This is a genomic window from uncultured Methanobrevibacter sp. (assembly GCF_902774605.1).
GTDB lineage: Archaea > Methanobacteriota > Methanobacteria > Methanobacteriales > Methanobacteriaceae > Methanocatella.
Genome location: NZ_CACYJE010000070.1, coordinates 1 through 8,749 on the forward strand (window position 1 = coordinate 1; position 8,749 = coordinate 8,749).

General features: G+C 40.3%; 8 protein-coding genes. 5 read left to right on the plus strand and 3 right to left on the minus strand.

Annotated elements, in window-relative coordinates:
* The 3 genes from QZU77_RS09885 to QZU77_RS09895 form a co-directional block, all read left to right on the plus strand.
* A partial coding sequence (locus QZU77_RS09885) for an LCP family protein (RefSeq protein ID WP_295603639.1) occupies positions 1–1,261 on the plus strand: 1,261 nt, incomplete at its 5' end.
* Between the two features lie 256 nt (positions 1,262–1,517).
* On the plus strand, positions 1,518–3,254 hold the full coding sequence (locus QZU77_RS09890) for a Na+/H+ antiporter NhaC family protein (RefSeq protein WP_295603641.1): 1,737 nt from the start codon (positions 1,518–1,520) through the stop codon (positions 3,252–3,254).
* 103 nt (positions 3,255–3,357) lie between these two features.
* Positions 3,358–4,050: a class I SAM-dependent methyltransferase gene (locus QZU77_RS09895; protein ID WP_295603643.1), complete on the plus strand. Its 693-nt coding sequence runs from the start codon at positions 3,358–3,360 to the stop codon at positions 4,048–4,050.
* Positions 4,051–4,226: 176 nt separating this feature from the next.
* Here QZU77_RS09895 and QZU77_RS09900 read toward each other — a convergent pair whose 3' ends face one another.
* From QZU77_RS09900 to QZU77_RS09910, 3 genes are read right to left on the minus strand one after another with little or no spacing between them, the layout of a single operon-like run.
* Positions 4,227–4,934: a PD-(D/E)XK nuclease family protein gene (locus tag QZU77_RS09900; protein WP_295603645.1), complete on the minus strand. Its 708-nt coding sequence runs from the start codon at positions 4,932–4,934 to the stop codon at positions 4,227–4,229.
* 7 nt (positions 4,935–4,941) lie between these two features.
* A complete protein-coding gene (locus QZU77_RS09905; protein ID WP_295603647.1) occupies positions 4,942–6,039 on the minus strand; it encodes a glycosyltransferase family 2 protein in 1,098 nt (365 codons plus the stop codon).
* A gap of 4 nt (positions 6,040–6,043) precedes the next feature.
* Positions 6,044–7,219, minus strand: coding sequence for a glycosyltransferase family 2 protein (locus QZU77_RS09910; RefSeq protein ID WP_295603649.1), 1,176 nt, complete (start codon positions 7,217–7,219; stop codon positions 6,044–6,046).
* A gap of 93 nt (positions 7,220–7,312) precedes the next feature.
* On the opposite strand from QZU77_RS09910, the gene QZU77_RS09915 reads away from it, so the two are divergent.
* Both QZU77_RS09915 and QZU77_RS09920 read left to right on the plus strand, forming a co-directional pair.
* The gene (locus QZU77_RS09915) at positions 7,313–7,855 is read left to right on the plus strand and encodes a flavodoxin family protein (RefSeq protein WP_295603651.1); all 543 of its coding nucleotides are present in this window, start codon (positions 7,313–7,315) and stop codon (positions 7,853–7,855) included.
* Between the two features lie 87 nt (positions 7,856–7,942).
* Positions 7,943–8,749 (plus strand): alpha/beta hydrolase (locus QZU77_RS09920; RefSeq protein WP_295603653.1); only part of this gene is annotated, 807 nt, incomplete at its 3' end.

An 8,749-nucleotide genomic window follows, 5' to 3' on the forward strand; every position in this document is an offset into this window, starting at 1 on the left:
CAACAAGAAGACCAAAAAGGTCGTAATGACTTCATTCCTGCGTGATACATGGGTTGAGATCCCGGATATCGGACCTCAGCGTCTTAATGCAGCTTATGCTTACGGAGGACCCCCGCTGCTTGTAAAGACAATGGAGGATCACAACAAGCCAAGCATAATGGAACCCACCAGGCTGGTTGTGGAACTGCTGGTGAAGTATGGATTTGCATCAAGGGTCACTGATGGCCTTGTTGCAAGCGCAATAGAGTTCGTCATCCCCGGCAATCACGTATTGTCTAATGCTGAGTACAATAATGATGAATTGTCAACCCATTTCTATGACCTGGGCATCTCCCGCTGCATCCATATCCTTGATTTGGAAAAGTCTCATGTGGCCTATAGCTCACCTCTCAATTATGATGTGATCAACTATGATGCTGAAATCAGTGTGGATGATGATTATTTCAAATATGTCACTGACCTGTTCAGGGATAATGATGTGGAGCTTATGAATGCAGTTTTAAAGCTCGAAGACACTCTTCCAATCAAGAACTACACTCTTGAGGAAGTCATAGGTGATGATGAGAACTTGTCTCCATATATCGAGTCCTTGATTGATGATGCTCATGTGACCTATGAAAGGGCCTTGGCCATCAGGCAGCAAATCAGGGAGGAGTATGAGGCTGGAATGATACTGAACGAATCGCTTCTCATACGGCTGGCTTATCTTTTTGGAGACAACACTGAACCAAGCATAACCTCTCATGACATGACTTGTCCGTATTGCGGAATGCCCATTGACGACCATGACAGGTACTGTCATTTCTGCGGCGTTAATCTGGGCTTCAATCCAGAGGATTTTGAGGAGAATCTTTTTAAATCAATAACTCCCGGGGCTTCTGCTTTCAGCGAGGACATTCGTTTTGTGGCCTTCAAGTTCCTGAGCCTGATTGATGAGAAAATCGATTTGGAATATTCCATTTTCACAATTGAAAATAACTATAATGTTGATTGGAGTGTTTTGAAGTCATTTTTAGAGGAGAACAATTATTTCAAGCAGGACATGATAACTGGAGAGGGTCATGAGTTTTTGAATTCCCATCCGTTGCATTTCTGGCAGAGGTATCATATGGACATTGTGGATTACAGTGATTTTGAAAGTTACTATTATGAACATTATCCCAATTTAAAACCGATTGACATCTGTTTGAATTACCTTAAACAATTTGATGATGATGAATATATTTCTGAAATAATCGATGAGATTAATCATGATTTGTAATGATTAATTTTTAATTATTTTTTCTTTTTTTAAAAGTATATTGAAATTTATAACTGGCAAATTTATAGTAATAACATTTTTTTAAAATCAATTTTGAATAATATTCAATATTTTCTTATGAAATTTAAATTAGAATGTTTTTATACTATTATTTACAATATAAATATGTACATATTGAGTTAATTGTCTGATTAACTTAGTAGTTTAAAATAATGTATTATTTTAATAAATGTATAGGAAAATGGTGTGATAATAAATGAATGACAATATGAAATTAGGATTAGTAACTGCTGTTTCAATTATTCTCCTTTTTGTCTTGTCATTATGGATATCCTCAACCCCTGCAAACGCTGATAATTCAGTGAGGTTCGGTATTTTAACATTACTGCCGCCTCTTGTTGCAATTGCATTGGCATTTATAACAAAAGAGACTGTCCTGTCACTGTTTGTAGGAGTATTCGTTGGAGAATTCATGCTATGCTGCAATGACTTAAACATCATCTCAACAGCAATCAATGCATTCCTCAACTTAGGCTCACAGGTCATCTCCTGTATGGCTGACCCTTGGAATGCAGGTATTATTCTTCAATGTCTGCTTATAGGAGGAGTAATCCAGCTGATAACAAAAATGGGTGGGGCAAAAGCTCTTGCGGATGCATTCGCTAAAAGAGCAGACACTCCAAGAAAAGCACAGTTATTCACATGGGTTTTAGGATTATGCGTATTCTTCGACGACTATGCAAACTCCTTGATTGTAGGTCCTATCATGAGGCCTGTAATGGACAAACTTAAAGTATCTAGAGAAAAATTAGCATTTGTAGTGGATGCAACTGCAGCTCCTGTAGCGGGAATTGCAATCATATCCACTTGGATCGGTTTAGAAATCAGTTTAATCGCTGCCGGTTTCCAATCAGTGGGCGTGAACAATGTCACTGGATTCGGAATATTCCTTCAGACTATTCCATACAGATTCTACAATATATTCATCTTAATATTCATTGTAATCTCCGCATTGACATTATACGAATTTGGTCCAATGAAAAAGGCAGAACAAGCGGCACGTGCTAGAAAAGAAGATGAAGAAATTGTTGTTCCTGAAGCACCAGGTTTCGATGAAGTAAAACCTGTTGAAGGAATCAAGCTATCCATATGGAACGCTATCATACCTATCGGTACATTGATTATCGGTGCATTGATTGCATTCTACTGGAGCGGATACACTACCATCCTGGGCGGTGAAGACCAAGCATTAATCACTTTAATGAAAACTTCCCCATTATCATTCAACGGTATATTCGAGGCATTGTCTCAATCCGACGCTTCCGTTGCATTGTTCCAGGCAGCATTACTAGCTTCAATCGTTGCTATCGTGATGGCTGTCGGTCAGCACATCCTAACAATTGAGGATGCTATCTCCGAATGGATTGGCGGTATGAAAACCATCGTTATCACCGGTGTAATCTTGCTTCTCGCATGGTCCCTCGGTGGGGTTATCGGTGAAGTCGGAACAGCTGATTATTTGGTTGGTGTTTTAAGCAGCACCATTCCGGCATGGATTGTGCCTGCTTTAATCTTCATTTTAGGTGCTTTAATCTCATTTGCAACAGGTACAGCTTACGGTACAATGAGTATATTGATGCCATTGGCTATTCCTCTTGCATGGGCTGTAAGTTCCGGTGACATGAACTTCACTATCGTCTGTACCAGTGGAGTATTGACCGGGGCTATTTTCGGTGACCACTGTTCACCAATTTCAGATACAACCATCCTCTCATCCATGGGAACAAGCTGTAACCATATTGACCACGTTCAAACACAAATCTACTATGCTATCTTCGTAGCGGTGGTGGCAGTATTCCTCGGTTACATCCCAGCAGGATTAGGCGTGCCTTGGTATATCTGTATCCCATTAGGCGTCGTCGTGATGTTTGTTGGTCTTAGGATACTTGGTGAGAAGGTGGATTTCGATGAAGTTGAGGAGGTGTCCTCCTAAAACTTCATCATTTTTTTTAAGAATTTTTAAAATTTAGGTATACCTAAAAATATTTATACTCTTTTTGCCAAACTATTACTAAAAAGTACTTGAGGCTAAAAGCATGGGAATATTCAGCAACATGAGAAAACCAAAAGGAAAGCTCGGAAACATCCAGCTCAAATCAATGAACAAGGAACACACTCCATTGGCATTATGGAACCTGAAGCACCTGGACATCAAACCCGATGACATTGTGCTTGATGTTGGCTGCGGAGGCGGAATAAACATCAACCGAATGGCCGAAAAAGCCAAGAAGGTCTATGGCGTGGACTACAGCATCGAAAGCGTAAAGCTTTCAAGAGAAGTGAACAGGGACTTGATTGGACAGGGCAAGGTTGAAGTGCTTGAAGGCGATGTGCAGTCACTGCCCTTTGAAGACAATACCTTTGACATCATAACCGCATTTGAAACAGTCTACTTCTGGCCGAACATTGAAAAATCATTCGGCGAAGTGAAAAGGGTCCTGAAAACCGGCGGAACATTCATGATGGGGATGGAATCCAACGGATCAGACAACATCCCAATGAAAATATCAAAGAAACTGATAGACATGGAAGTCTACAGCGACGATGAGCTGACCGGATTTTTAAAGGCAAATGACTATTCCAATATCACAGTCTATCTGAGGGATGCCAAAAACCGTGAGGAGATAATCAAGGCCAACGGTGAAGTCAAAAGAATAAAAGACGATTATGATCATGCCTCATTTTCAGACAAGTTCCTTGAATGGATGACAATAACCGCTGAAAAATGAAAAATTATGCTGGCAAGTCTATCTGATGCAATCGAACTTCACTTGATTCATTTAAAAATTAAAGCAAAATGAATTCATGATTAAAATAATCGCTTCCAATCACCATGACTCATTAATGTTCGAGTGCAAAATCAATTTAAATGATGGTTGATTTCATTTGACTGGTGACGGGGCAATCAGTAGGCATCACAGATATGCTTATATGTGCAGAACCTGCAGAGGAACTGAGGCTTAGGATAAAAATTGCCCTTATTAACCTCGCTTCTAACAAAATAAAAAGTATCAATGGCCTCATCAATCTCACGGGAATGCAGGAACTTGCGCTTATTGTCCTCATCACACACGTCAAGCAACCTCAACCTACCATTCTTGGTGAAAAACACTCCCACGCTGGAAACAGTCCTTTCATAAACGTTCTCAACAAGCAGCTTATAATAGCACAGCTCCAGGCGGTACTTGGAAAAGGAACTGCTGTTTCCGGTCTTGTAGTCAATGACCACCAGATTACCATTCTCATCCTCCAGGATAATGTCGCAGATTCCTGAAAAGCGATGATTCTCATCAAGCAGGTACTCCTCCTGACTGTACAGTTTATAATCATTATCAACAAAGACTTCCGTAAAGAACTTCGCCAATCCATCAATATGATTGGTTAAATCATAATTAAGACCCAATTCATGAGCAATCCTGTACAATTCGTTTTCAATGTCCACTCCATCCAATTCATCACCGAACCTGTCGGCAAACTTTTCAGCTATCAGATGAACATCTGAACCCAATGCCATATACTTGTTGGGCTCACTTTCAATCTCGTCGATATACTGGTATTTGAACTCCTGCGGACATTTGAGATAAGTGTTAATTTTTGATTTGGATAATTTCATATTGACCCTACTTTTTAAAAATTCTATAACCCTTTGTGGATTTGATATTATTATTTTCCCTTTTCAACTTATTAATCTTTCCAATAAGTTTCCCATTCTCCCTTTCCAGCTTCCTAATCTTGTCGTCCATGTCGTATGACTCAACCCTTAAAGCGAATTCCACATGATTGTCGGATCTTAATGCTGAGTGAAACATGTTCATGTATCTTGGATTCAGTTTATTGTTGAAGAAATCATCCTCCAGCCATTTGGCACTGTACTTTCGGTATTCCTCTTTGATTTTTTGAAAGACATCCTCCTTATACTCCTCTGGAGCATTGTCAAAAACATTATATATGTTATTGAATATGCGGTAATACAATTCCCTCTTGTGACGAGTGTGACCGTATTCCTCGCACAGGTCAAGCAGGATGTTGGTTATCTCGATGGTGTCAAGGGACAGTGACTGGGACAGTGAGTTTTCCCTAACACGCCTGTGGTAGAGGAATTCATCATAAAAAAGAATCTTATCCGCCTTAAACAATGCCCTTGTGAAAAATACATTGTCCTCAAAAAGCAAACCTTCAGGAAAGCGAATGTCTTCAATGAAACTCCTCTTATAAAAATTGCCAGGTGCATTGACGGCCAGTTTCAGGGCAAAATCCTCAACGTCATCATAATTGAATAAATTCCGGCCAACGCGCTTTCTTAAATATGGCATGGTGTAGTAATCATCAATAATCGGCTCATGTGTTTCCTCGTTGAAATTGTAGAGCTTGAACATTATGAAATCAGGATCATATTGCATGCTGAGGGCATGTAACTGTTCCAGTGCGGTCAGTTCAAGATAATCGTCACTGTCCATGAAATAAACGTATTTTCCATGTGCCTCTTCAATCCCTCTGTTTCTGGTTCGAGCCAATCCTTGATTTTCCTGGTTGATTATCCGGATTCTTTCATCTTTTAAGGCATACTCCTCCAGCATTTCTGGGGAAGCGTCGGTTGAACCGTCGTTGATGCAGATTATCTCAATGTCAGTGAAGCTCTGGTTTATTATATTGTCCAGACAATCCTTCAGATACTTCTCCTGATTATAGACAGGTATGACAACGGTTATTTCAGCCACTTTATCAGCCCCTCATTTTCCTTATCCTGTTCATAAGCTTCCATGATCTTGAATTCAACACTTCCTCATTGAAGCGTTTCTCTTTTTCCAAATCATTTTTCAACTCTTCATTCTCCTTAACCAATTCACCATACCTCTTTTTTCCTGAATCCAATCTGTATTTGAAATATTTAACTTTATATTCACTCAGGTCATTCGACCTTTTAAGGATTTCCAGCTCCTCATTAAAAACATCGTCACTCAGTTCATTTTTAACTTCAAGGAATCGTTCATTGGTGTTTGTATCTAAAACATTCATCAAAAGGCTTGTTATCCTGAATTCATCGAATTGACTTTCATAACCCTTAAAGTAACCCATGTCATCATGGAACACTTCTGAAACGATTTCATACAATTCACCGCTTGCATTGCCCTTAAGGTACATCATCAGGTTATTGACGTACTTTTCCAGGGTCATTGTCAACTGTGAGGCCTTAAGCAAGTCGAAGCATTTCCTATAGTGGCTGACATAATCATGTTTCTTCGCATATGAATCGAGCTTGTCGAATGTTGAGGGAACCATATACCCGTAAAAGTCAACCCCGACGCCATGAACGCTTTTGACTCTGCCCAATACTTCGGATAGGAAAATGGGGTCTTCGCCTCTTGACAATTCGGGAAAACGAATGTCCCTTATCAATTCCCGTTTATAAATGTTTTTATAGAAATAGAATGGTATTCCGTACTCGTCAGGTGTTATTTCACAATCCTCATCGAAGTAATGGAATGTGCCCTTGTCATAGTGTGGATTATGGATTATCCTGCGTTTGGATGTTATGAACTTGAGATTGGCCGATACGACCTCACAACCGTTCCGGACTGCAGATTCATACATCACATCCAATCCTTCATGGTCAATATACATGTCATCGGCATCCAGGAAAGCAATATACTCTCCTTTGGCGATGTCCAATCCATTGTTCCTGCTTGCTGCAGGGCCACGGTTTTCCTGATTGATTATGATTATCCTTTCATCCGCTTGAGAATATTCATTTAGTATTTCGGGTGAGCTGTCGGTTGAACCGTCGTTGATGCAGATGATTTCAATGTCATCCAATGTCTGGTTGCATACGCTGTCGAGGCATTCCCTCAAGTATTTCTCACCATTGTATATTGGGATAATGACTGATAGTTTGACCATAAAACACCATTTTGAAAAAAATTATTACAATAATTTATATAATGTTTAATGTATATATTATTAATTACCAAATAATCGGAGAGTAGAATTAAAATGAAAATTATAGCACTTCAAGCAAGCCCGCGCAAAGGCGGAAACTGTGATGTACTGATGGATGAAATGATTAAGGGAATCGAGGAAAAAGGCGGAGAAGTAGTCAAATACTACCTTGAAGACAAGGAAATAGCAGCATGTAAGGCATGCATGTACTGTGCCGAGCACCCTGAATGCGTTCGTGGGGATGACGGTAACGAAATAATCGACGCTTTGGTGGAAGCTGACGGCGTAATCTTTGCAACACCAATCTACTATGGTCAAATGACCGCACAGGGAAAACTCATCATCGACCGTTTCTATGCAATCGGCCAAAACCCTGACAAGAGCCTATCAGGTAAGGCTGCATTGATATTCACTGAAAACCAGCCTGAAGGAACCTATAAGGAATACATTGAACTGACCAAGTTCTCACCATTCACTTTCATGGGCTATGAAGTACTTGGACATGTGGATGCGGGATCCGCTGGCCCTGCAGGAATAGTGGCCGAAGAGCAAGAGGACAAGTTGAAAGAAGCTTACGAATTAGGTTTAAAATTCTAAACCTAATTTTATTTTTCACTATTTTTTTGTTGATTGATACAACAATTATATATACTATTTTTTCTATAATTCATATCAGTGATAATTATGGAAACAGAAAAACTAGTTTTAACTGATGAATGGGACAAGGTATTCCCAAAATCAGACAAAGTGCACCATGAAAAGGTAACCTTCATCAACCGTTACGGCATCACCCTTGCGGCAGACCTCTACAAGCCGTTGGATGGCGATGATAAATTGCCTGCAATTGCAGTGTGCGGACCGTTCGGAGCGGTAAAGGAACAGTCCTCAGGATTATATGCTCAAAAACTTGCTGAAAACGGTTTTTTAACAATTGCATTCGACCCATCATTCACTGGTGAAAGCGGAGGAAAACCACGATACATGGCATCCCCCGACATCAACACCGAGGACTTCCAGGCTGCAGTGGACTTTCTAGTCACCAACGATGAGGTCGACCCTGAAAGGGTTGGAATACTCGGAATCTGCGGATGGGGAGGAATGGCATTGAATGCAGCTTCACTTGATACAAGAATCAAGGCTACAGTAACCTCAACAATGTACAACATGACCCGTATCAACGCCAAGGGATACTTTGACGAGGCTGACAGTCCCGATGCAAGACATGAAATGAAAGTCATGCTCAACAACCAAAGAACCGAGGATTACAAGAACGGCGAATATGCAATGGGTGGAGGAGTAGTCGATCCATTGCCTGATGATGCGCCATTCTTCGTCAAGGACTATTATGATTACTACAAGACTGAAAGAGGATATCATAAACGTTCACTAAACAGTAATGACGGTTGGACTGCCATCGGCACCATGTCATTCATCTCACAGCCGATCATCGCATACTCAGATGAGATAAGGTCAGCCGTTTTAATCATTCAC

Bases quoted from the DNA above. Each gene is read 5' to 3' on its own strand.
- QZU77_RS09890 (WP_295603641.1), top strand. From the start codon at position 1,518: ATGAATGACAATATGAAATTAGGATTAGTAACTGCTGTTTCAATTATT.
- QZU77_RS09895 (WP_295603643.1), top strand. From the start codon at position 3,358: ATGGGAATATTCAGCAACATGAGAAAACCAAAAGGAAAGCTCGGAAAC.
- QZU77_RS09900 (WP_295603645.1), bottom strand. From the start codon at position 4,934: ATGAAATTATCCAAATCAAAAATTAACACTTATCTCAAATGTCCGCAG.
- QZU77_RS09910 (WP_295603649.1), bottom strand. From the start codon at position 7,219: ATGGTCAAACTATCAGTCATTATCCCAATATACAATGGTGAGAAATAC.
- QZU77_RS09915 (WP_295603651.1), top strand. From the start codon at position 7,313: ATGAAAATTATAGCACTTCAAGCAAGCCCGCGCAAAGGCGGAAACTGT.